Origin of the sequence: Falsihalocynthiibacter sp. CO-5D18, assembly GCF_041205445.1 — a bacterium.
Taxonomy (GTDB): domain Bacteria; phylum Pseudomonadota; class Alphaproteobacteria; order Rhodobacterales; family Rhodobacteraceae; genus Falsihalocynthiibacter; species Falsihalocynthiibacter arcticus.
This window is the reverse complement of record NZ_JBGFCF010000086.1, coordinates 1-529: the sequence shown is the minus strand read 5'-3', so window position 1 is coordinate 529 and position 529 is coordinate 1. Positions and strand designations below refer to the sequence as shown.

Sequence of the window (529 nt, the reverse complement as noted above, 5' to 3'; positions counted from 1 at the left end):
CAGCGGCAGGTGATCCGCATACTTCGAGACGATGACACTAGCGACGGTTGCCTCTGTTGGCATCCCGCCTTCGATCAAGCGTGGCTTTGCAGGCGCTTGGATCACGCCGCCCTCGCAGGACCGACACGCATATTTGGGGCGGCGGGTGACGATGACGCGGAACTGTGCGGGCACGATGTCCAGTCGCTCGCTGACGTCTTCGCCGATGATGTGGCGCTCGGCTCCACAGCTACAGATCACGTCTGGCGCAATGACTTCCTCGATGCGCGGCAAGTGCTTTGGCAGAGCGCCGCGACTTCTGGGTGACTCTGATGCGGCCTTTGCCTTGGATGGATCAATTGCTTCGTCTTCAGCGTGGACGACTGACATAGCTGTCTCAATATCTTCCAGCGCAAGGTGGTATTGATCCGGGTGGCCCTTTTCAGACTTTGTGCCGTAAAGCGCACGCTTAAAATCGGCCAGCAGTTTCTCGAGGCGCACAATACGATCTTCCTTGCGCTCGATGATGCCATCACGGGTCGCCAAGAGC

Annotated in this window: 1 protein-coding gene; it reads right to left on the bottom strand. The window is 58.6% G+C overall.

Going from position 1 to position 529, the window contains the following annotated elements:
* On the bottom strand, positions 1-525 hold a 525-nt coding region (locus tag AB9F27_RS22035), incomplete at its 3' end, for an IS66 family transposase zinc-finger binding domain-containing protein (protein ID WP_369758223.1).
* Between the last annotated feature and the right edge of the window lie 4 nt (positions 526-529).